Source organism: Pseudarthrobacter phenanthrenivorans (genome assembly GCF_000813845.1).
Taxonomy (GTDB): Bacteria; Actinomycetota; Actinomycetes; order Actinomycetales; family Micrococcaceae; genus Arthrobacter; species Arthrobacter phenanthrenivorans_B.
This window is the reverse complement of the sequence record NZ_JWTB01000003.1, coordinates 62,793-83,963: the sequence shown is the minus strand read 5'-3', so window position 1 is coordinate 83,963 and position 21,171 is coordinate 62,793. Positions and strand designations below refer to the sequence as shown.

The 21,171-nt window shown below is 68.8% G+C and carries 18 protein-coding genes; 9 read left to right on the top strand and 9 right to left on the bottom strand.

Features of this window, described 5'->3' with window-relative positions; all coding sequences use genetic code 11:
- Positions 1–98 precede the first annotated feature (98 nt).
- Entirely contained in the window at positions 99–1,844 is a 1,746-nt protein-coding gene (locus RM50_RS01230; protein ID WP_043449051.1) for a thiamine pyrophosphate-dependent enzyme, read from the top strand.
- 54 nt (positions 1,845–1,898) lie between these two features.
- On the opposite strand, the gene RM50_RS01225 is transcribed toward RM50_RS01230, so the two are convergent.
- Entirely contained in the window at positions 1,899–2,246 is a 348-nt protein-coding gene (locus tag RM50_RS01225; protein WP_043449048.1) for a hypothetical protein, read from the bottom strand.
- Between the two features lie 211 nt (positions 2,247–2,457).
- On the opposite strand from RM50_RS01225, the gene RM50_RS01220 reads away from it, so the two are divergent.
- On the top strand, positions 2,458–2,667 hold the full coding sequence (locus RM50_RS01220) for a hypothetical protein (RefSeq protein WP_043449045.1): 210 nt from the start codon (positions 2,458–2,460) through the stop codon (positions 2,665–2,667).
- Positions 2,668–2,864: 197 nt separating this feature from the next.
- Here RM50_RS01220 and RM50_RS21195 read toward each other — a convergent pair whose 3' ends face one another.
- Entirely contained in the window at positions 2,865–3,059 is a 195-nt protein-coding gene (locus RM50_RS21195) for a hypothetical protein (protein WP_346421894.1), read from the bottom strand.
- Here RM50_RS21195 and RM50_RS01210 point away from each other — a divergent pair.
- Entirely contained in the window at positions 3,058–3,516 is a 459-nt protein-coding gene (locus RM50_RS01210; RefSeq protein WP_082006926.1) for a DUF4232 domain-containing protein, read from the top strand. The two genes, RM50_RS21195 and RM50_RS01210, sit on opposite strands and share 2 nt — an antisense overlap.
- Positions 3,517–3,684: 168 nt before the next feature.
- Here RM50_RS01210 and RM50_RS01205 read toward each other — a convergent pair whose 3' ends face one another.
- Positions 3,685–4,092: a DUF4383 domain-containing protein gene (locus tag RM50_RS01205; RefSeq protein WP_240471786.1), complete on the bottom strand. Its 408-nt coding sequence runs from the start codon at positions 4,090–4,092 to the stop codon at positions 3,685–3,687.
- A 260-nt stretch (positions 4,093–4,352) separates the two neighbouring features.
- On the opposite strand from RM50_RS01205, the gene RM50_RS01200 reads away from it, so the two are divergent.
- Genes RM50_RS01200 through RM50_RS01190 form a run of 3 tightly spaced genes read left to right on the top strand, consistent with a single transcriptional unit; the run spans position 4,353 to position 11,913 of the window.
- Complete coding sequence (locus tag RM50_RS01200) at positions 4,353–5,963, top strand: FAD-dependent oxidoreductase (protein WP_043449038.1); 1,611 nt, start codon at positions 4,353–4,355, stop codon at positions 5,961–5,963.
- Positions 5,964–6,014: 51 nt separating this feature from the next.
- Complete coding sequence (locus tag RM50_RS01195) at positions 6,015–11,090, top strand: ATP-dependent helicase (RefSeq protein WP_052259877.1); 5,076 nt, start codon at positions 6,015–6,017, stop codon at positions 11,088–11,090.
- The gene (locus RM50_RS01190) at positions 11,083–11,913 is read left to right on the top strand and encodes an Fpg/Nei family DNA glycosylase (RefSeq protein WP_043449035.1); all 831 of its coding nucleotides are present in this window, start codon (positions 11,083–11,085) and stop codon (positions 11,911–11,913) included. The genes RM50_RS01195 and RM50_RS01190 overlap by 8 nt, the downstream gene beginning before the upstream one ends.
- Positions 11,914–11,966: 53 nt before the next feature.
- Here RM50_RS01190 and RM50_RS01185 read toward each other — a convergent pair whose 3' ends face one another.
- Positions 11,967–12,587 (bottom strand): YczE/YyaS/YitT family protein, encoded by a 621-nt coding sequence (locus RM50_RS01185; protein WP_043449032.1) that lies wholly within the window; start codon positions 12,585–12,587, stop codon positions 11,967–11,969.
- A gap of 61 nt (positions 12,588–12,648) precedes the next feature.
- Here RM50_RS01185 and RM50_RS01180 point away from each other — a divergent pair, with 61 nt between their 5' ends.
- A complete protein-coding gene (locus tag RM50_RS01180) occupies positions 12,649–14,244 on the top strand; it encodes a PLP-dependent aminotransferase family protein (RefSeq protein WP_043449029.1) in 1,596 nt (531 codons plus the stop codon).
- A 42-nt stretch (positions 14,245–14,286) separates the two neighbouring features.
- Here RM50_RS01180 and RM50_RS01175 read toward each other — a convergent pair whose 3' ends face one another.
- Positions 14,287–14,979: an ATPase gene (locus tag RM50_RS01175; protein ID WP_043449027.1), complete on the bottom strand. Its 693-nt coding sequence runs from the start codon at positions 14,977–14,979 to the stop codon at positions 14,287–14,289.
- Positions 14,976–15,614: a helix-turn-helix domain-containing protein gene (locus RM50_RS01170; protein ID WP_043449026.1), complete on the bottom strand. Its 639-nt coding sequence runs from the start codon at positions 15,612–15,614 to the stop codon at positions 14,976–14,978. Before RM50_RS01170 ends, RM50_RS01175 begins: the two co-directional genes overlap by 4 nt.
- A 119-nt stretch (positions 15,615–15,733) precedes the next feature.
- On the opposite strand from RM50_RS01170, the gene RM50_RS01165 reads away from it, so the two are divergent.
- Positions 15,734–16,711, top strand: coding sequence for an RluA family pseudouridine synthase (locus RM50_RS01165; RefSeq protein ID WP_043449024.1), 978 nt, complete (start codon positions 15,734–15,736; stop codon positions 16,709–16,711).
- Here the strand turns inward: RM50_RS01165 and RM50_RS01160 are convergent.
- Positions 16,683–17,213 carry an O-acetyl-ADP-ribose deacetylase gene (locus RM50_RS01160; RefSeq protein ID WP_043449022.1) on the bottom strand — a complete coding sequence of 177 codons (531 nt, stop codon included), beginning with the start codon at positions 17,211–17,213 and terminating at the stop codon, positions 16,683–16,685. The two genes, RM50_RS01165 and RM50_RS01160, sit on opposite strands and share 29 nt — an antisense overlap.
- Positions 17,214–17,247: 34 nt before the next feature.
- Between RM50_RS01160 and RM50_RS01155 the strand changes: the two genes are divergently transcribed.
- The gene (locus RM50_RS01155; RefSeq protein ID WP_043449080.1) at positions 17,248–17,871 is read left to right on the top strand and encodes a DedA family protein; all 624 of its coding nucleotides are present in this window, start codon (positions 17,248–17,250) and stop codon (positions 17,869–17,871) included.
- On the opposite strand, the gene RM50_RS01150 is transcribed toward RM50_RS01155, so the two are convergent.
- The gene (locus RM50_RS01150; RefSeq protein ID WP_043449019.1) at positions 17,868–18,173 is read right to left on the bottom strand and encodes a hypothetical protein; all 306 of its coding nucleotides are present in this window, start codon (positions 18,171–18,173) and stop codon (positions 17,868–17,870) included. The two genes, RM50_RS01155 and RM50_RS01150, sit on opposite strands and share 4 nt — an antisense overlap.
- A 92-nt stretch (positions 18,174–18,265) precedes the next feature.
- Entirely contained in the window at positions 18,266–21,073 is a 2,808-nt protein-coding gene (gene ppc / locus RM50_RS01145) for a phosphoenolpyruvate carboxylase (protein ID WP_043449017.1), read from the bottom strand.
- Between the last annotated feature and the right edge of the window lie 98 nt (positions 21,074–21,171).

The window sequence follows — 21,171 nt, the reverse complement described above, 5'->3', positions numbered from 1 at the left end:
AACCCGCGACGGCTACACCGGGACAGCGCCCGTCATCGCCAACCGGACCCCCATCTCCTGACTCCGCCCCTCCACCAACGTCGAGCTGAAGAAAGATCATGACACCAGAGCCGCAACCCATCCTGACCGAAACCCAGACCCAGCCCGCACCCGCCGGTAACGCGCCGGCGCTCAACCCGCACCACCCGGAGACGCCGGACCACGGGCACCCGACCCTGAAGTCCGCCGGGCACGTCATCGTGGATTCGCTCGTAGCCCACGGCGTGGAACGCACGTATGTGGTTCCCGGCGAGAGCTTCCTCGACGTGCTGGACGGCCTGCACAATTCCGACATCGAAACCATCGTCTGCAGGCACGAAGGCGGGGCCGCCTACATGGCGGAGGCGGACGGCAAGATGCAACAGCGCCCGGGCATCGCGATGGTCACCCGGGGTCCCGGCGCCGCAAACGCGCACGTGGGCCTCCACACGGCCTGGCAGGATTCCACCCCCATGCTGCTCTTCGTGGGGCTCATCCCGTTCGCCCACCGGGACCGGGAGGCCTTCCAGGAATTCGACATCAAATCCTGGTTCGACACTGGCGCCAAGCGGGTCATGGTCCTCGACCATGCCGAGCGGGCTTCCGAAATCGTGGCAGAAGCCATGTTTGCCGCCATGAGCGGACGGCCGGGTCCGGTGGTGGTGGGCCTGCCGGAGGACATCATCCGGCAGCAGATCAGCCCGGCGCTGCACCCTCCCATTCCCGTGGCGGCGGGTGGCATGAACGGCGCGGATTCAGCGGCGCTGCAGGCCGCGCTGGCTGAATCCAGCAAGCCGCTCTTTGTCACCGGCGGCAATGACTGGACCCCGGAGGCTGCCCGGAGGCTCACCGCGTGGCTGGAGCGGCACAACATTCCTGCTGCTGCCGAATGGCGGACGCAGGGAACCGTTCCCTTCGATTCGCCCTCCTACGTGGGGCCTATCGGTTATGGCCGGCCGCGCCCCACCTATGACCTGCTGGAAGAGACCGACCTCCTGGTGTTCGTGGGGACAGTCCCCGGGGATGTGATCACCGACGGGTTCGTCTGCCGCCAGGACTGGAGCAAGAAGAACTTCCTGGTCACGGTGGACCCGTCGCTGCGCGGCCGCTCCGGTCCTGTATCCCGGCAGATCCTGGCCAAACCGGACGCGTTCGTCCGCGACCTCGAGAACATCGGGCTGCCGGTCAAGGAAGAGTGGAAAGCGTGGACGGCGAAGATGCGGGCCGAACAGGAGGACTTCGCGGCGCTGCCCCCGGCTACGCCCGGCCCGGGCAAGGCGAGGATGGACACCCTGATGGCCAACCTGGTGCCCCGGCTGCCCGCGGATGCCATGGTGACGTTCGGGGCCGGTGAGCACACCAACTGGGCCCACCGGTATTTCCCCACCCGCCGCTACGCGTCCATGATCAGTGCCCGCAACGGCTCCATGGGCTATTCCGTGCCGTCGGCCATCGCCGCATCGCTCGCAGAACCACGACGGCGCGTGGTCACCATTGCGGGCGACGGTGAGTTCCTCATGAACGGGCAGGAGTTGGCCACTGCTGCCCAGTACGGCGCCACTCCCTTGGTGGTGGTCATGGACAACCAGGAGTATGGCACCATCCGGACGCACCAAGAGCGGCACTACCCGCAGCGGGTGTCCGGCACGCAGCTGAAGAACCCTGATTTTGCGCTGATGGCCAGGGCCTTCGGCGGCTTCGGCATCACCGTCACCGCGGACTGGGAGGTGCCGGCCGCCCTGGACGCGGCGCTGGCGGCGATCGACCGGGACGGCATGTTCGCGCTGATCCACCTCGTCGTGGAACAGCGCGTCAAGGCGTACTAGCGCACCAGGGAAGGCCGGCATGCGGGTGCCGGCCTTCCCTGGCGGGCTGATCCGCTACAGCCGGTCCGTGCGGTCCTCGCCGCCCTTGTGGCTGGACCCGCGCAGGTTCTCCTGGACTTTCCCGAACAGGTCCTTGATGGTGGACTCAGCGTTGGTAATGACGTCCACGGGAACGAAGACCTCGTGCGTCACCGGCAGGTCGTATTCATCCTTCAGGTGCGTGCCGTTCCCCACCCCCGTCAGGGACAGGTAGACCATGGCCTCTGTCCGCGCGATTCCGGCAAGCTTTCCGAACACGACGGTGAACTCATTCGGCTGGAAGCTGATGGTCTGGCCGATGTGGCTGCGGCCCAGTTCCCCGGCGGGAACGGCCTTTTCCGACTGGCTTCCGGTGTAGTCCATGAACTTCTCCTTCGATCGCCAACACGTACGCAGGCAGTCTAACCCTGCCCCTCCACGCCGTCACGGGCCGTTGCTGGAGGCCTGCACAAAGGCGTCCACGCGACGGTGGCCATTCCTCTATTGAGCCGCGCCCCAGCCCGACTGTTTGATGGCATCACAGGGCGGCAACGGCCGCCCTGCCACCCCGTGCAAAGGAACAACCGTGACTTCAATGACGAGCCGCGTAAAAAGCCCCGTCCGCTGGGACGCCGTCGAACCCGGCGACACCGTGGACCTGAAGAGGAATGGCCGCACCGTGTACAGCGGCGTGGTGGATACCAGGACCGACGACGGCGACGTTGTATGGGTGACCGCGCCGTCCGGAGGCCGCCGCCTGTTCCATATCGCCGATGGCTACGACCTGGCGGAGGTGCCGGCGTGATGGAGTGCCCGGAGGATTGCCACTACTGCAGCGGCCCGGAGACGGACTGACCGGACGCCGGCACCTGGATGCGCCGACCGGCCTGCGGGCACCCTGGTGCCGGCCGGATCATCACGATCCGGGCATCAAATTGCCGCCGCGGCAGGCAGCATCGTTGACGCGGGCAACCGGTACAGCGAAGGTGGTGCCATGAGGTCTCAGAAAATGTCCCCGGGGTTTGCCATGACGACGGCGGCCGCAGCGGCAGCGCTGCTGCTCACCGCGTGCGGTCCAACCCAGCCGCAGTCCCAAACCACCACGTCTCCCGCCACCGGGCAGGCCAGCCAGTCCCCCTCGTCGTCGGCATCCACGCCACCGGCTTCGCCGGCCCCGGCCACGTCAACGCCTGCCATGTCGGAATCCCCTGCGCCCGGAACCACCGCTGGCGCTCCCGGCCTCTGCAAGGCGGCAGGGCTCACGGCGGCAACCGACGCTTCCGGTGGAGGCGCTGCAGGCAGTGTGTATATGAAGTTGAACCTCACCAACAAGGGTTCCGAGCCCTGCATCCTGCGGGGTTTCCCCGGCGTCTCGCTGGTGGCCGACGCTGCAGGCGCCCCGATCGGTGCGGCCGCCACCCGGGACGAGTCAGCCGCCGTCGTCGACGTCCTGCTCGCTCCCGGCCAGACCGGCACCGCGGTGCTGCGATACACGCAGGCCGGCAACTACATGGACTGCTCGCCCGTGGATGCTGCCGGATACCGGATCTACCCGCCCGAGGACACCGACTCGCTGTTCCTTCCGCAGCCCACCAGGGCCTGCAGCAACGCCAACATCACCCTGCTCAGCATCGGGGCGTTCCAGCCCGCCTGACGGCGGGTACCCCGGCGAACACCATCTGTCCCTGGACACACCCGGCTCCTGGACAAAGCCATGTTACGGAACGGCCGAAGGCGGCCCGGCAATCAAGCCGGGCCGCCTTCAGTACTGTGGTGCCGCCGTCGGGCCTTCTTTCCTGGGTGCCGGCAGCGGGATGTTGGGCTACCTCGTTGCCGTGGTGGTGCGTCCGGCGGCCGCCGTGCCGCGGGACAAGGCAACGCCCAGGCCGATCATGGCGACGCCGAGGATGAAGTGCAGCCAGTTGTCGGCAGTGTTGACCGGGACAAAATTGGCTCCGCTGTCCTGGCCGATGAGCAGGCCGTAGAGCCACAGCACAAGGTAGATGGCGCCGCCCACCACCAGGTAGTTCTTCGACGCAGCCGCGCTGCGCGCCATGGCGACACCGGCGATGCCGAACAGCAGGTGGACGATGTTGTGCAGTATGGACACCTGGAAAACGCCCAGGAGCAGGGCACCGGAGCCGTGCCCCGCGAATCCGAGGGATTCGTAGTTGGCGGTGATACCCGGAATGAACCTGAGAATTCCTACCAGGATGAAGACCGCGCCCACGGCGAGGGTGGCTTTTTGGACGTTGGTCCGGCCTACAGTGCGACCGCCCGGAATTCATGGTTGTCATGATTTCTCCTGCTTGTGTCGTGGTGCGTTCTTGGCCGCCGGGCGATGCGCGACCGATAGTGCCTGGCCGTAGACCTAACCCCCGTTATGGTAAGTAGACTTATCAAATCCGCCACGGATAGCAGGGGTCCCTGACAGACCCATCACAAAACGGCCCCCAAAAGGGCCTTGGACCGGAGGCAGGTTGGACTGGCATGGCGTCGATTTGGCTGGACCGCAGGGATTCCTTCACGTCTGATCCCTTTGAACCCGACTCCAGGTACGACGCGGTGGTGGCGGGTGCAGGCCTGACCGGCCTGGTCACCGCACTGCTGCTGGCAAGGTCGGGCCAACGCGTGCTGGTGCTGGAAGCGCGCTATCCGGGCGCCGTCACCACGGGCAATACCACCGCGAAGGTCACCCTGCTGCAGGGGACGTTCCTGTCCCAGCTCGCCCGGCAGTATTCGCAGAAACAGGTCCAGGCCTACGTGGACGGGAACCGCGAAGGCCAGGCCTGGCTGCTGCGCTACCTGGCGGAACAGGGCGTGCCGTTCCAGCGCCGCGACGCCTACACCTATGCCGCTTCCGCCCAAGGCACCGAGAAACTGCGGGAAGAAGTCAAAGCCGCGGGAACTGCGGGCCTGGACGTGGACTATGTGCGCGACGCCGGCCTGCCGTTTCCTGTCCACGGCGCTGTCCGCCTGCGGGACCAGGCCCAGATCAACCCGATGGACGTCCTCGATGCGCTGGTGGCCGACATCCGCAGCCGTGGCGGACGCATCGTCGGCGACGTCCGGCTCCAGGATGTCACCGGAGGCACCCCCTCTGCCGTTCGGACCAACCGGGGCAGCGTCAGGGCGGACAAGGTGGTCCTGGCCACCGGCGTCCCGGTCCTTGACCGCGGCCTGTATTTCGCCAAACTCAAACCCAGCCGGTCCTATGCGGCGGCGCTGGAACTGCAGGAGGACCAGGCCCCGCCTCCGGGCATGTACATCTCTGTTGAGCAGCCCACCCATTCCCTCCGTGACTACCAGCTGGATGGACGGAGCCTGCTGCTGGTGGGCGGGCACGGCCACCACGTGGGCCGGACCGGCTCTGAAAAGGCACACCTTGCCGGCCTGCTGGACTGGACCCGGCAGCACTACCCCGGGGCAGCCACCACGCACACCTGGTCGGCCCCGGACTACATGCCCACCAACCTCATGCCGTTCTTCGGCAAGCTCCCCCGCGGCCGGGGCCGGATCTACTTCGGCACCGGCTACAACAAATGGGGAATGACCAACGCCGTCGCCGCCGCCCTGGGCATCTCGGCAGACATCCTGGGCGGCCAGGTCCCGTGGGCTGACACCATCCACCACCGCGTCACGTCGCCGGCCGGCGCCTTGTCCGCCGTGGCGCTCAACGCGGGGGTGGCCGCGAGGATGGCCACCGACTGGGGACGGGTGGGCGCCGAGGGCCGGAAGATTGACGGACTCAGGCGGAGGACGGGCAGTTCCCCTGTTCCCGGGCAACCTGCCCCATGGCAGCCTGCTCCGGCGCAGCCCGCTCCGGCGGGCGCTGCTCCTGCGGGCGCTGTTCCGGTGGCAGCCCCCGTTGAAGGCCAGGGCCGGGTCTACCGTGAGGGGAACAGGCCGGTGGCGGTGTCCACGGTGGGCGGAACCACCTGCCGGCTGTCGGCGGTCTGTACCCACTTGGGCGGCATCCTGCATTGGAACGACAGCGACATGACGTGGGACTGTCCGCTGCACGGCTCCCGGTTCAGCAATGAGGGCAAACTGCTCGAGGGCCCGGCAACCAAGGACCTGCCGAAGGCCGGAACTGCCTAGGCGGGCGCCGGGCCGGGATTGGCTGTCGGTGCTGTGGGGCATGATGGAGGCATGAACCAGGAACAGCGTTCAGCCGGCCGCGGCGCTTCCGGCAAGGCCGCACCCATGGGCCAATTCAGCCGGCCCACGCGCGACTGGTTCCTGGGCGCCTTCACGGCGCCCACACCGGCCCAGGCCGGGGCGTGGAATGCCATCTCCTCCGGCTCCCATGCCCTGGTGGTTGCACCCACCGGGTCCGGCAAGACCCTCGCGGCCTTCCTGTGGGCCCTGGACCGGCTGCTGGACCACGCCTCCCGGGCCCCCGAAGCAACGGAGGCCCAAGCGCCGGTGAAAGGCAAACGGGCCCGGGCCCCCAAGCGGAAGACCCGCGTCCTCTACATCTCGCCGCTGAAGGCCCTGGGCGTGGACGTGGAACGGAACCTGCGCGCCCCCTTGATCGGCATCACCCAGACCGCCAAGCGGCTGGGCCTTCCCGCGCCGCTGATCACGGTGGGGGTGCGGTCCGGGGACACCCCCGCCGCGGACCGGCGCACACTTTTGACCAACCCGCCGGACATCCTTATCACCACTCCCGAGTCGCTGTTCCTGATGCTCACCTCCCGGGCCCGCGAAACACTCACCGAGGTGGACACCATCATCATCGACGAAGTCCACGCGGTGGCCGGAACCAAACGCGGAGCGCACCTGGCCGTCTCCCTCGAACGGCTGGACGCCCTGCTGCCCAAACCCGCCCAGCGCATCGGACTGTCCGCCACCGTGGAGCCCCGGGAGCTGGTGGCCCAGTTCCTGGCCGGTTCGGCTCCCGTGGAAATCGTTGCCCCGCCCGCGAAGAAGAACTGGGACCTTACGGTCTCCGTGCCGGTGGAGGACATGTCGGACCTGCAGGGCGCCGCCGGGGCGTTCGATTCCGGTCCGGCATCCGGACTGCAGCCGCAGGCGTCCATCTGGCCCCACGTGGAGGAAAAGATCGTGGACCTGGTGCTGGCCAATCAGTCCACGATTGTCTTCGCCAACTCCCGCCGCCTTGCGGAACGGCTTACAGCCCGGCTTAACGAGATCTACGCCGAACGCCAGCTGATCGCGGTCGGCGGCGGCTGGAACGAGCCCGCCGCGGGAGGGCTGGAAGCCGCGGCCGCCTCCGGAAAGGGGGCGCCGCCGTCGGCCGTTCCCGCGTCAACCGCAACGCCCGCGCACATGATGGCGCAGGCCGGCAGCTCGGCCGGGGCCGACCCCGTGCTGGCCCGCGCCCACCACGGGTCCGTTTCCAAAGACCAGCGGGCACTCATCGAGGACGACCTCAAATCAGGGCGGCTGCGGTGCGTGGTGGCCACGTCCTCCCTGGAACTGGGCATCGACATGGGCGCCGTGGACCTGGTGGTGCAGGTGGAGTCGCCCCCGTCGGTGGCCAGCGGCCTGCAGCGCGTGGGCCGCGCCGGGCACCAGGTGGGGGAAATCTCCCAGGGCGTCCTTTTCCCCAAGCACCGGGCAGACCTGGTGCATACGGCCATCACCGTGGAACGGATGCTGGACGGCAAGATCGAACGCCTCAGCATCCCGGCCAATCCCCTGGACATCCTGGCCCAGCAGACAGTCGCGGCCACCGCTTTGGGCAGCATCGATGTGGAGGAATGGTTCAGCACGGTCCGGCGCTCCGCGCCCTTCGCTTCACTCCCCCGGTCAGCGTTCGAAGCCACGCTGGACCTGCTCGCCGGACGGTACCCGTCGGACGAATTCGCCGAACTCCGGCCGAGGATCATCTGGGACCGCAACGCCGGCACCATTGAAGGCCGGCCCGGGGCCCAGCGCCTGGCGGTCACCTCCGGCGGCACCATCCCGGACCGCGGCCTGTTCGGCGTCTATATCATCGGCACCGAACAGGAAGGTGCAGCATCCCCCGCCGAGGACGGCAAGCCTGCGCGCGCGCCCAAGGGCGGCCGCCGTGTGGGCGAGCTCGACGAGGAGATGGTGTACGAGTCCCGCGTGGGCGACGTCTTTGCCCTGGGCGCCACCAGCTGGAAGATCGAGGACATCACGCACGACCGCGTCCTGGTTTCCCCTGCCTTCGGCCAGCCCGGCAAGCTGCCGTTCTGGAAGGGCGATTCGCTGGGGCGGCCGGTGGACCTGGGCCGGGCGCTGGGCGCGTTTGTCCGGGAGCTGTCCGCGTCCGACGTTGGCCCGGCCACCGAGCGCTGCAAAGCCAGCGGCCTGGATGACTATGCCGCCAACAACCTCATCCAGTACCTGGGCGAGCAGAAGCAGGCCACCGAGGTGGTCCCGAGCGACACCACCCTGGTAGTGGAGCGGTTCCACGACGAACTGGGCGACTGGCGCGTCATCCTGCACAGCCCGTTCGGCATGCCGGTGCACGCCCCCTGGGCCCTCGCCGTCGGGCAGCGTCTCCACCAGCGCTACGGGCTGGACGGCTCCGCCATGGCGGCCGACGACGGCATCGTGCTGCGGGTGCCCATGATGGAGGACGAACCACCCGGCGCAGAGCTGTTCCTCTTCGATCCCGAAGAACTCGAGCAGATCGTCACCGCCGAGGTGGGTGGCAGCGCCCTGTTCGCGTCGCGGTTCCGTGAGTGCGCCGCCCGCGCACTGCTGCTTCCCCGCCAGACCCCCGGCAAGCGCCAGCCGCTGTGGCAGCAGCGCCAGCGGTCGGCCCAGCTGCTGGACGTGGCCAGGAAGTACCCGACGTTCCCCATCGTGCTGGAAACGGTGCGCGAATGCCTGCAGGACGTCTACGACCTGCCGGCACTGAAGGACATCGCCGCTTCCGTGGAACGGCGTGAGCTGCGCATCGTGCAGACCACTACGCAGCAGCCTTCCCCCTTCGCCAAGTCCCTGCTGTTCGGCTATGTGGCCCAGTTCCTTTACGAGGGCGATTCGCCGCTGGCCGAGCGGCGGGCCGCCGCCCTGGCGCTGGACTCCACCCTCCTGAACGAGCTGCTGGGCCGGGTGGAGCTGCGCGAACTCCTCGACGCCAAGGTCATCGAGGCCACCGAACGCGAACTGCAGCGGCTCGCCCCGGACCGGCGAGCGCGGGGCATGGAAGGGGTGGCCGACCTGCTGCGGCTGCTCGGCCCGCTGACGGCGGAGGAAGCCGCGGACCGGCTGCAGGGCACTGCACCGGCAGGGGAAACCGTCCAGATGCCCGAGCCCGCTGAAACTCCGCCTGCTGAAGCGGCCGCAACAGTGCCCGAGGCGGCGGCCCACCTCGCAGCCCTCCAACGCGCCAACCGCGCCATCAAGGTCAACATCGGCGGAGTGGAACGCTTCGCCGCCGTGGAAGATGCCGCCCGCCTGCGTGATGCCATCGGCGTGCCGCTGCCCATGGGTGTTCCGTTGGCGTTCATCGAACCGGTCGCCGACCCCCTGGGCGACCTCGTCTCCCGGTACGCGCGGACCCACGGACCCTTCACCGCGGCCGAAGCCGCCGGGCGGCTTGGCCTCGGCGTCGCCGTCGTGGGCACCGCCTTGAAACGCCTCGCGGCGGACGGGCGCGTGGTGGAAGGTGAGTTCCGTCCCCACGTCACCCCGCCGGACGCACCGCCGCAGGAAGCCGGGCCAGGGGCCGGACCGGATGACGCCGAACCGGATGATGCCGAACCGGGCGGGGGTGCCCAGGCTGATGTCGGCGCGGGACCGGCAGCAGGCGCCCCGATGGCCGATGTTCCGCATGCCATTGCCAGCGAATGGTGCGACGCCGACGTGCTGCGCAAGCTCCGGCGCCGTTCGCTGGCCGCCCTCCGGGCGGAAGTGGAACCGGTGGACGCCGCCGCCTACGGACGCTTCCTGCCGGCGTGGCAACACGTCAGGACCCCGGGAGGCGGCCGCGGCCAGCCCACCCTGCGCGGACTGGACGGCATCATCACTGCCATCGACCAGCTCTCCGGCGTGCCGGTTCCCGCCTCGGCATGGGAGCCGCTGGTGCTGGCCACCCGGGTCTCCAATTACCAGCCCGCCATGCTCGACGAACTCATGGCAGCCGGCGAGGTCCTGTGGTCCGGGGCCGGCGCGCTGCCCGGAAACGACGGCTGGATCAGCCTGCACCTGGCGGACTCCGCGGAACTGACCTTGAATCCGGCGCCCGATTTCGAGCCGGGGGACGCCAGCCGGCGGCTGCTGGACCATCTGCGGAACAACGGCGGCGGCTACTTCTTCCGGCAATTGACCGACGTGGCCGGCGGCATGGACGCTGTCCTGAGCGACCAGGAAGTGGCCACCGCACTCTGGGACCTTGCGTGGGCCGGCAGGATCACCGGTGACACCTTCGCCCCGGTGCGGGCGCTGATCGCCGGCGGCCACACCGCCCACCGGCAAGTGGCGCGCGCCCCGCGGGCCAGGGCACCGCGGCTCAGCCGGCTGGGCCGGTCCCACGGCACGGGATTGATGGGCTCTCCTGGATTGGGCGGGGGCCGGTATGGGGCACAGGCCGCAAGCACGCCGCCCATTGCCGCGGGCCGCTGGTCAGCCCTTCCTGAGCCCGAACTGGATGCCACCATCCATGCCCGGGCCACCGCCGAGCTGCTGCTGGACCGGTACGGCGTGGTGACCAGGGGCTCCGTCATGGCGGAACAGATCCTGGGCGGCTTCGGGCTGATGTACAAGGTACTGGCCCGGCTCGAGGAGGCGGGCCGCTGCCGCCGCGGCTACTTCATCGAGCACCTTGGCGCCGCCCAGTTCGCCGTTCCCGCCACCGTGGACAGGCTCCGTTCCTACTCCGAGGACACGCAACTGGCCAAGGCCGAGCCGGTCGCCCTGGCACTCGCCGCTACCGATCCCGCCAACCCTTACGGTGCGGCGCTCCCCTGGCCCGCCGTGCAGGACGACGCCGGCACCGGCCACCGCCCAGGCCGGAAGGCGGGTGCACTGGTTGTCCTGGTGGACGGCGCACTGGTCCTGTACGTCGAGCGCGGCGGAAAGACCCTCCTTGCGTTCAGCGATGACCAGGCCATCTTGGCGGCCGCGGCTGCCGCACTGGTGGGCGTGGTGACCCGGGGAGCCGTGGACAAGCTGATCATGGAGAAAGTGAATGGACATGGCATCCTGGACACCCCCGTTGCCGCCGCGCTCAGCGCCGCCGGCGCCTATTCCACCCCGAAGGGATTGAGGATCCGTGCCTGAGGGTGATTCCGTCTGGCGCGCCGCCCACCAGTTGCACGAAGCCCTGGCCGGACAGACGTTGCTGGCCTCCGACTTCCGCGTGCCGCGGTTCGCCACCCTGAACCTGGCCGGCTGGACGGTTGCCGAAGTCATTCCCAGGGGCAAGCACCTGCTGATGCGCGTGGTCAGCCCGGAGGACAAGAGGCTGACCATCCACTCACACCTGAAGATGGAGGGCACCTGGCAGGTGTATCCGCCCGGCGGCCGGTGGCGCAAGCCCGGTTATACCGCCCGCTGCGTGCTGCGGACCGCCGCCGCCGATGCGGTCGGATTCTCGCTGGGCATCCTGGAAGTGGTGGCCACCGCCAACGAGGACTCGATCGTGGGGTTCCTCGGTCCGGATCTCCTGGGCCCGGACTGGGACCTGGACGAGGCCGAACGCCGCATCCGCTCCCGCCCCGGGGTCCCCGTGGGCGTGGCGCTGCTGGACCAGCGGAACCTGGCGGGCATCGGCAATATTTACCGGTGCGAAGCATGCTTCCTCTCCGGGGTGCATCCTGCCACACCTGTTTCCGCTGTACCGGATGTCCGCACCATGATGACCGACGCCAAGCAGCTCCTGGAGGTGAACCTCGGCCCCGGCCGCCGCGTCACCATCCTCAACGCCCGGGGCATGCCCGTGGGAAGGATGGCGGGCAGGCCCGGCTACTGGGTGTACGGGCGGGAACGCCAGCCCTGCCTCAAATGCGGCACACCCATCCAGCGCGGCCTTTTGGGCAAACCGAACGGTGAAGAGGAGCGCGACATCTACTTCTGTCCCACATGCCAGCCGGCCCCTGCCTGAAACGCGGATCCTGAAAAGCACCGGCATGGCCGGACATCAACAGGTGGCGGACGTCAACAGGTGGCGGGAGCGGCGTTATTGGCGGTCTTCGGCACGGTAGCCGGAACCGTAAAGCGTGGCAGCAGCACGTGGACCAGGGGGCCGATGGCCAAGGCATAGACCACCGTGCCCACACCCACCGATCCTCCCAGCAGCCAACCGACGGCCAGCACGGTCACTTCGATCAGCGTGCGCGACAACCGGACGGACCAGCCGGTGCGCCGCGCCAGCCCGGTCATCAGGCCGTCCCGGGCCCCGGGACCGAAACGCGCGCCGATGTAGCAGGCGGAGGCGATGCCGTTCAACACAATGGCCCCGGCCAGGAGCCCGAACTGGCCGGCGATCTGGGACACGGCCGGGATCAGGGCCAGCCCAATGTCCGCGAACACCCCCACCAGCACAGCGTTGCAGAGGGTCCCGAAACCAGGCCATTGCCGGAGCGGAATCCACAGCAGCAGGACCAGGAAGCTCACGATGATGACCACCACGCCGATGCTAAGGCCGGTCCGGTTGGCGAGTCCCTGGTGGAACACGTCCCACGGGTCCAGGCCAAGCCCGGCCCGGATGAACATGGCCAGGGAGATGCCGTACATGGCAAGGCCAAGAAAGAGCTGGAGGAGTCTGCGGGTCATCATGCAACCAACCTTTCCATGCAACTGGCATTGGAATACATAGCCAGTTTGAGATACTGGCTACATGTCCACCACCTTGAGCGCCACCGCCCTCGCCCGCCTGCTGGGCACCTGGAACAACGGCACCGGGCCCGCCTACCGCGAACTGGCGGACGTGGTGCGGCTCCTGATCCTTGATGGCAGGGTGGCATTGGACAGCGCCCTCCCCAGCGAGCGGTCCCTGTGCGCAGTGCTCGGCATCAGCCGGACCACCGTCACGGCTGCGTATTCGAGCCTGCGCGACCAGGGCTTCCTTTACAGCCGCCAAGGAAGCAGAGCCAGGACCTGCATTCCGCAACTGGCCCCGTTCGGCCGGCCCCGCTTCGCTGGAGAGGGCTCCACGGGCCCCACGGACGGCGAAGGGAACAGCACGCCCGGCGGGCCGCGCGCCGGCGCAGGCGCCCGCGAGCGCCGGCAGGCCGATCCGGATCCGGATCCGGCGAGGATTCCCGCCCCGGTGAGCACCCTTTCCGCACCGGGCCTGGTGTCCCCGGAAGGCCTGATCGACCTGGCGTACGCGGCACTGCCCGCCAGCGGCGAGCTTGTCCACCGGGCGTTTGCCGCTGCGGTCACCGAGCTCCCCGCCCTGCTTCCGGGCTTCGGCTACGACGCCGTCGGGCTGCTCCCGCTGCGCCAGGCAATCGCCGACCGGTACACCGCTGCCGGTGTCCCCACCGATCCGGCAAACATCCTGGTCACCTCGGGCGCGCAGCATGCCCTGACCCTGGTCATCAGGACCCTGGCGGACCGGCAGGACCGCGTCCTGGTGGAGCACCCGAGCTATCCCAACGCGCTGGATGCCATTCACGCCGCCGGGTGCCGGCCCGTACCGGTAGCGTTCACCGACGGCGGGTGGGATCTGCCCGCCCTGGAATCGGCCCTGGCACAGCAACGGCCCCGGATGGCCTACCTGGTGCCGGACTTCCACAATCCCACCGGGATGGTCATGCCGGACCTCGAACGCCGGCGCCTGCTCCGGGCCACGGCGGCCTCCGGAACAGTGCCCGTGGTTGACGAAACCCTCCGCGAGCTGAACCTGGACGGCATCGGCACCACCCACATGGCCGGCTTCAGCCCGTCGGTCATCACCATCGGCTCGCTCAGCAAATCCCACTGGGGCGGCCTGCGGACTGGCTGGATCCGGGCGTCGCGGCCCATGATCCAGCGGCTGGCCGCCACCCGCACCACGGTGGACCTTGGCGGGCCCATCATGGAGCAGCTTGCGGCGGCGCACCTGGTCCGCGCCCTCGATGAGCCGCTGCCGGCCCGGCTGGACATGCTCCGCCGAAACCGCGCCGCGCTGCTCGAGCTGCTGGGGACGCACCTGCCGGAATGGGAGGTGGCTCCGCCGGCCGGCGGGTTGTCCGTCTGGTGCCGGCTGCCCGCACCGTCAAGCACCGCGCTGGCCGCACTGGCTCCGGAGTACGGCATCCGCCTGGCCGCAGGTCCCAGGTTCGGAATCGGCGGAGCGTTCGAACGCCATCTGAGGGTGCCGTTCACCCTGCCGCCCGGGAAACTGGAAGCCGCCGTCATGGGCCTGCGGGCAGCCCAGGACCGCCTGGACGCGGCCCCCCAGCTGCGCAGGACCTTGAAGAGGGCCCCCGCCATGGCCATAGCTTGAGGCAAACCGCCACGCGGATCGCCGGAGGGGCGGGAAGGCACGCTAGCCGTATACGCGTTCCAGGAAACTGCCCCAGGCCTTGGCCGTGGTTTCGGGGTCTCCGGTGCCGCTGAAGTCGTGGACGGTCATGCCCACGGGGGCGCCAACGGCGTTGCGGCCGAAGAACCGGTAGAGGGCATCCGCCGTGCGCACGCCCAGGAAGTGCTCGTTCGAGAAGTCCACCTCACCGCTGAGCCGCCCCACGCCGTCGAGCTCAACATCCAGGGGGGCGCCCTGCCCGGCAGATCCGGCACCCAGCGCTTCACGGAGCCGGGCGAAGCCGTCCGGGGCCTGGGACGCGGCCGGGGCCTGGATGTCGGTGAACACCACGGGCCGGCCGTCGAAGTACTCCAGGTACTGGCCCAGGGTGTGCAGGTAGAACTCGGTGTGGCGGCTGGCGCCGTCGTACTGCTGGTCCCAGTTGTCTGCGAAGATGCCGCTGTGGACGTAGTGCAGCCGGGCACGGCCGCCGTCCAGCGGCTCCAGCACATGCTCGAGCTGGTTGAACCATCCGTCCGGACCCTCCATCCGCGAGACCAGGTGGTGGGGGTACTCCTCCACGGTCTTGACGTCCGGCCACTGGTCCGTGGGGAACATCCAGCCGGACGTCCCGTTGGTCACGGCTTCCCACACCCGCTCGGGGGTGCCGGGAAGCTCGGTGTCGTAGACGATCTCGAAGTTGCGGTTGTCGGTCATTGGTCCTGCTCCTTGCCTGCATCGGATGGGTTGGGTGACGTGGGGGCATTGGTTTCTTTGAGGGCCGGGTGCAGTGCCACGACGAGCCGGTGCCGGCGCCCCTGGGGTGACACGCCGCCATCGTGGTACTTGTCCACCAAGTGCGTGACGGCCACGCCGAGCTCCTCGGCGAAGGCGGCACGGTCGGCAGCGGTACGGAAGGTGATCTCGCCGTCGATGGCGAAGGTGGCCAGTTTCCGGCGCGCGGCGGCGGCGCCGGCGATCAGTTTCCCGACCTCCTGGACCATCCGGCCGGCCAGCGCCAGCAGCCAAAACGCGGAAAAGCGGTCCGCGAACCGGCGCGGATCCGGCGCCACGGAGTCCAGCGCCAGCGGCGAAATGAGGTACGAGGCTGCCGTCGCCTGCACCACCCGCTCGGTGACATTGCCCTTGCGGCGTTCCTCCACCAGTTCCACCAGGCCGTGCCGCTCCAGCGCCTTGAGGTGGTAGTTCACCTTCTGCCGGGGCAGCCCGACGCGGACGGCCAGTTGGGTGGCCGAGGCCGGCTGGACCAGTTCCCGAAGGATCCGGGTCCGGATGGGGTCCAGGGATACCTCGGCCGTGGCCGCGTCCTCGATAACTGCGATTTCCTGCATGCCTCCAGTTTGCATACCGACAACTTTTATTGTCAAGAACTTTTTTATCGTCGGTGAGGATCCTCGCGCGTATCCTGGGCGGAGGGCGCACACGGGGCCGCCGGTAGAATGGACCGGTGATGCAATCCCCCCTCCCCGTGCGCGACGGCGTCAACGCCACCCGCCTGCGCCTTCCGGACGAGGGCCCGTGGGACACCGCAATGGACTACATGATGCACCGGTGGGGGCACATCGATCCGCAGGGCATCGAGGACCGGTTCGACGCTGGCGAGATCGTTGGTGAGGGCGGCGTCCCGCTGGACCGCTCCACTCCCCTGCAGGACCACACCTTTATCTGGTACTACCGCACGCTTCCGGCGGAGACCCGGTTGCCGGTGGAGATCAGCATCCTGCACCGGGACGACCATCTGTTGGTGGTGGACAAGCCGCACTTCCTGCCCACCACGCCCGGCGGGACGTACATCCAGGAGTCGGCCCTGGTACGGCTGCGGAACCAGCTGGACCTCCCCGACCTCATCCCCATGCACCGGCTGGACCGCATGACCGCCGGCGTGCTGCTCTTCTCCACCAATCCGCAGACGCGCGGCAAGTACCAGGTGCTGTTCGAGAAGCGGCAGGTGCAGAAGGAATACGAGTGTGTGTCCGCCGCCGACCCCGCGCCCGGGCATCCCGCCGTCGACTTTCCCGTCGTGGTCCGCAACCGGATGACCAAGTCCCGCAGCTACCTGCTCGCCGAGGTGGTTGAGGGCGAGCCGAACGCCGAAACCAGGATCGAGCGGCTGGAAACGTTCGACGGCGGCCCCGCGGCGGGTGCCCCAGGCGCCGCTGTGAACGGCAACGGGCAGCGCCTGGCCCGGTACCGGCTGGAACCGCATACCGGCAAGACGCACCAGCTGCGGGTCCACATGGCCTCGCTGGGACTGGGGATCGTCAATGACGCGTTCTACCCGAACCTCCTGGACAAGGCCCCGGACAATTACGCCAAGCCGCTCCAGCTCCTGGCCCGCGGCATCCGGTTCGTGGACCCGGTCTCCGGCAGGCCGGTGGAATACCGCAGTGGCCTGGAACTCAGCGAAGCGGCCCGAGCACGTCCCTGAACACCGCCTCCACCTCCGCGGTGTGCAGCACGAACTCCACCAGCTCAAGGGCGCTGCCCGGATGCGATGCACGGAAGCCTTCAAGGGCATCCTTTGCCGCCTGCGCCACAGCCGCCGGACTCCAGCCGTAAGCCCCCGCCCCCACGGCGGGGAAAGCGAGCCCGCCGGCCTCCAGCGTGTCCGCCAGCCGCAGGCTTTCGCTGAAGCAGGACACCAGCAGCGCCCGGTTGGTCTGGCCCGCATGGCGGTTGGGGCCCACGGTGTGGATGACCCAGCGGGCCGGCAGCCGGAACGCGGGGGTGGCCACGGCGGCGCCGGTCTGCAGTCCGTGCGGCAGCTCCCTGGCCCGCAGTTGCCGGCAGGCCGCCAGCAGTTCCGGCCCGGCGGCGCGGTGCAGTGCCCCGTCCACTCCCCCGCCGCCCAGCAGGGACGCGTTCGCGGCATTGACCACCGCGTCCACCCGCCGCTGCGTAATGTCGCCCTGCAGAACCGAGACCCGCATGCCGCCAGTTTCCCAAGTGCGGTACGTTGTGGCAATGGACTTCGGCGGCGTTGACAGCTGGGGGGCGGCCCTCTATTTCTGGGTCATCCCGGTGGTGATCGGCGACGCCATTTTTCCACCCATTCCATCCGAGATGGTGGTGATCACCGGCGGCGCGCTGTCCGCGGACGGCCGCGCAAACGTGTTCCTGGTGCTGGCGCTCGCCGCCCTGGCTTCCTGGCTGGGCGACATGGTGGTGTTCCAGCTTTTCCGGCGGCGGCTCAGCCACGTGCTGGACCGCTGGAAGTGGGGCCGCCGGGTCCACGCAGGCATCCATGCGGCGCTGGCCAAGGCAGGGCGTTCATCCACGTACGGCACCATCATCGGCGCCCGGTTCATCCCGGGCGGCCGGCTTGCGACGTCGGCTGCTTCCGGCATCGCGAACGTTTCCGTGCGGGGCTTCAGCCTGTGCGCCGGGCTGGGCGCGGTCCTGTGGGCGTGCTGGCTGGTGGGGCTGGGCTATTTCACCGGCTCGGCCACGAAGCTGCCGTTCTGGGCCAGCTCGCTGATTGGCGTGGCCGTGGGCCTGGTGATCGGCGCGGTGGTGGGAGTTGTGGTCACCCGGCGCCGCGGCGACCGCTCGCCGGTGGAGGACGACCCCATCCCGGACGCAGGCTAGACGGGCAGCCACTTGCCGCGGCTGCGCCGCAGCACGCTCAGCGGGCCCGTCAGCGCGACCCGTTCGACGGCGTCGCGCATCATGGCTGCCGACTCCACCGCCTGGCGGTTCTCCCCGCTGTATTCGCTGGCTTCCACGAGGAAACGCAGGTTGAGTTGCGGCACGCCGCCGGCGATCTGCAGCTGGTGCGCCTCCACGTGGTGCCGGGTGCCCAGCGCCTCCACGGCCGCGTCCATCACGGATTCCGGTGGATTGCCTGGCCTGAGCCCGGTGATCTTGAGGCGGGTCTGGAAGGAAGGCATGCCCTCCACCCTATCCAACCCGGATGCTCCATCACTTATGGTCCCCAAACGGGCTGTCTGAGGACCATAAGTGATGGAGCAAATCGCGGGGGTTACCCGGTGTTGCGCAGGCCTGCGGCCACGCCGTTGACGGTGATCAGCATGGCCCGCTGGAGTCGCTCATCGATTTCGGCTCCGCTGATTTCGCCTTCCGTGCGGATGCGGCGGAGAAGTTCCACCTGCAGGTAGCTGATGGGGTCCAGGTACTGGTCGCGGATCTCCAGGGAGCGCTTCAGCGTGGGCTGCGCGTCCAGGAGTACGTGCTCGCCGGTGAGCTTCTGGATCTCGGCCACCGTGAGCTCGTACTCTTCCCGGATGGTCCGGAACAGGTGGTGCAGCTCCTCCGGGACCAGGGTGGAGACGTAGTATCCGGCGATGTCCATGTCCGTCTTGGCAAGCGTCATTTCGACGTTGGACAGCACCGAGCGGAAGAAGTGCCACTGGTCCATCATTTCCACCAGCTGGGCGGAGTGGCCGGCCTCGCGCGCCGCCTTGAGCCCGGAGCCCACGCCGAACCAGCCGGGCACGATCTGCCGGGACTGGGTCCAGCCGAACACCCAGGGGATGGCCCGCAGTCCGCCCAGGCCGGCGCCGGAGTCCGGGCGCTTGGACGGGCGGGAGCCGATGTTCAGCGAACCGAGCTGCTCCACCGGCGTGGACGCCATGAAGTAGGCGGGCAGGTCCGGGTGGTCGATCAGCTTGCGGTAGCGGTCAAAAGCGGCGTCCGAGATGGCCTCCATGACGTGCCCGTAGCGCTCCCGCTGGTCCTCGGAGGTCCGTGGGTCGCGGTGGAGCGCCGAACCCTGCAGCACCGCGGCCAGGGACAGCTCCAGGTTTTCGCGGGCAAGCTCCGGCAGCGAGTACTTGTCGGAGATGACCTCGCCCTGCTCGGTGAACTTGATTTCGCCTTCCAGGACACCGTTGGGCTGGGCCAGGATGGCGTCATAGGTGGGGCCGCCGCCACGGCCCACGGAACCGCCGCGGCCATGGAACAGGCGGACCCGCACGCCGTGCTTGGCGGCGACGTCGCGCAGCTTGCGCTGGGTCTTGTGGATCTCCCACTGGCTGGTCATCACGCCGGATTCCTTGTTGGAGTCCGAGTAGCCCAGCATGACTTCCTGGATGTCACCGCGCAGGCGCACCAGTTCCCGGTAGGAGGGATCGGACAGAAGCTGGTCGACGATTTCGGCCGAGGCCCGCAGTTCCTCCACCGTTTCCAGGAGCGGCGCGAAACCGATCTTGGCGTAGGGCTTGTCGCCGAAGAGGTTCACCAGCCCGGCTTCACGGGCCAGCACGGCCGCGGCGAGCACGTCGTCCGCGCCCCGGGTCATGGAAATGATGTAGGTCTCGATGACGTCCGGACCGTACATGCGCAGCGCCCGGCGGATCTCCCGGAAGACGTCGTAGGTGCCGTCGGCGGCGCCGTCGAGCCTGATCGGGTGGCCGGACAGCGGCCGGCGGGAGGCCAGCTCCGAGCCCAGCACCTCGAAGCGCTGTTCCCGGGAGAGCTCGGCGTAGCGCACGCCCGGTCCACCGAGGCGGTCCATCAGCTGGCCGACGGCGTCGTGGTGGTGGTCCGCGTGTTCGCGGATGTCCAGGGTGGCCAGGTGCAGGCCGAAGGAGGCAATGGCGCGGCGGACCCGGGCCAGCGAGCCGTCGGCCGCCAGGGCAGCGGAGTGGTTCCGCAGCGAGAGCTCCAGCAGGTGCAGGTCGGCCAGGAGCTCATCGGTTCCGCTGTAGTCGCGGCCGTGCTCATGGTTGGAGTTCACCGCAACCCGCTTGCCGGTGTTGATGAGCTTGGCCTTGATGCAGGTCAGCTTCAGCCGGTACGGCTCCTGCGCGTTCAGCTCCAGGACCCTTTTGTCCAGGCCGGGCAGCTTCTTCAGGTCCTCGTCGATGGACGTGAGCAGCGCTTCGTCGGCACCCGCCAGCGCCGTGGAGTTGGACAGGATGGAGATCAGCTCATCGATCATGCCGATGCTGATCCGGATGGCGCTCTGGTTCTGGATCTGCAGGATTTCGCGGGTGACGGCGGCGGTGACGTTCGGGTTGCCGTCGCGGTCACCGCCGATCCAGGAGCCGAACCGGATGGGGGCGTCCTTGGAAGCGAGGGTGACGCCGTGCTCGCCGAGGAGTTCGGAGAGCTCGGACAGCATTTCCGGCATGGCGTCGGTGAGGATGCCGCCCAGGTAGTAGATGGCGTTCCTGGCTTCATCGACAGGGGTGGGCCGGACCTGCCGCAGTTCGTCGGTCTGCCACATCTGGTCGATGATTTCGGCCAGCTGCCGGTCCTGCCGCCGGCGGGCCGTGGAGCCTTCCGCGGTGGGGCGGGACAGGACGTCGGAGAGCTTGCGGATTTTGTCCAGCACCGAGCGGCGGGAGGCCTCGGTGGGGTGGGCGGTGAAGATGGGGCGGACATCCAGTCCGTTGACCACTTCCTGCAGCACGTCCGGGCCGGCCTGCCCGGCGATCTCCGCCACGGTCTTGGCCAGCCAGCCGTCCTTCTCGGCACGGGTTCGCAGCCCGCGGACCCGGTGGACCTGCTCAGCGGCGTTGGCGAGGTGGAAGTAGAACGCGAAGGCACGCACCAGGTCGGTGGCCTGCTCGATGGGCAGGGAGCCCAGCAGTTCGCGGACCTGGGCGACGACGTCGTGCGCGCTCCAGGGCCCGGTGGCATGCGCGCCGCCGCGCGCAGCTTCCTTGGATTCCTTGGTGAGGAGCCGGACCTGCTCCACGAGGTCCAGCAGTTCGGGGCCGTGCTGGCGGACCAGGGACTCGCCCAGCAGCGTGGAGACGCGCCGGACATCCGCACGCAGTTCGGCGGCGAGGTCGGTTTCGGGCGTTGTTGCAGTGTGAGCCATGGAAGCAATCTTTCGAGGGTTTCGGGACTTGGCTCGTACACTGCGCTGGATACTGTGAGCCACGTTACTAGCTAAAGATGCTACCCCCGGTCCCGCGC

Coding starts and splice junctions, on each gene's coding strand:
- RM50_RS01155 (WP_043449080.1), top strand. CDS start 17,248: ATGGACTTCGGCGGCGTTGACAGCTGGGGGGCGGCCCTCTATTTCTGG.
- RM50_RS01150 (WP_043449019.1), bottom strand. CDS start 18,173: ATGCCTTCCTTCCAGACCCGCCTCAAGATCACCGGGCTCAGGCCAGGC.
- RM50_RS01160 (WP_043449022.1), bottom strand. CDS start 17,213: ATGCGGGTCTCGGTTCTGCAGGGCGACATTACGCAGCGGCGGGTGGAC.
- RM50_RS01180 (WP_043449029.1), top strand. CDS start 12,649: ATGTCCACCACCTTGAGCGCCACCGCCCTCGCCCGCCTGCTGGGCACC.
- ppc (WP_043449017.1), bottom strand. CDS start 21,073: ATGGCTCACACTGCAACAACGCCCGAAACCGACCTCGCCGCCGAACTG.
- RM50_RS01175 (WP_043449027.1), bottom strand. CDS start 14,979: ATGACCGACAACCGCAACTTCGAGATCGTCTACGACACCGAGCTTCCC.
- RM50_RS01230 (WP_043449051.1), top strand. CDS start 99: ATGACACCAGAGCCGCAACCCATCCTGACCGAAACCCAGACCCAGCCC.
- RM50_RS01220 (WP_043449045.1), top strand. CDS start 2,458: ATGACGAGCCGCGTAAAAAGCCCCGTCCGCTGGGACGCCGTCGAACCC.
- RM50_RS01200 (WP_043449038.1), top strand. CDS start 4,353: ATGGCGTCGATTTGGCTGGACCGCAGGGATTCCTTCACGTCTGATCCC.
- RM50_RS01170 (WP_043449026.1), bottom strand. CDS start 15,614: ATGCAGGAAATCGCAGTTATCGAGGACGCGGCCACGGCCGAGGTATCC.
- RM50_RS21195 (WP_346421894.1), bottom strand. CDS start 3,059: ATGGCAGGCGTTGACGTGGCCGGGGCCGGCGAAGCCGGTGGCGTGGAT.
- RM50_RS01185 (WP_043449032.1), bottom strand. CDS start 12,587: ATGATGACCCGCAGACTCCTCCAGCTCTTTCTTGGCCTTGCCATGTAC.
- RM50_RS01165 (WP_043449024.1), top strand. CDS start 15,734: ATGCAATCCCCCCTCCCCGTGCGCGACGGCGTCAACGCCACCCGCCTG.
- RM50_RS01210 (WP_082006926.1), top strand. CDS start 3,058: ATGTCGGAATCCCCTGCGCCCGGAACCACCGCTGGCGCTCCCGGCCTC.
- RM50_RS01225 (WP_043449048.1), bottom strand. CDS start 2,246: ATGGACTACACCGGAAGCCAGTCGGAAAAGGCCGTTCCCGCCGGGGAA.
- RM50_RS01195 (WP_052259877.1), top strand. CDS start 6,015: ATGAACCAGGAACAGCGTTCAGCCGGCCGCGGCGCTTCCGGCAAGGCC.